This window comes from Thermus sp. FJN-A, from assembly GCF_054655095.1.
Map to the genome: position 1 here is coordinate 1 of NZ_BAAHSC010000323.1, position 236 is coordinate 236.

Here is a 236-nt window from a genome sequence, read left to right on the forward strand (position 1 = left end):
GCAAATCCGCTCCCCAAAAGCTCTGCGTGGTGGGGAAGCCCGTGAGGGTGACAACCCCCCGAAGCCAGGGAGCCGAGAAAAGCCTCTAAGCACAACCCGTGGGAACCCGTACCGCAAACCGACACAGGTGGGCGGGTGCGAGAGCACTCAGGCGCGCGGGATAACCCTCGCCAAGGAACTTTGCAAGTTAGCCCCGTAACTTCGGGAGAAGGGGTGCTCTCTGGGGTGATGAGCCC

At 62.7% G+C, this 236-nt stretch carries 1 rRNA gene; it reads left to right on the forward strand.

The window, feature by feature from the left end:
* A 23S ribosomal RNA gene (locus ACYQ0J_RS13915) occupies positions 1 to 236 on the forward strand; the annotation flags it as partial.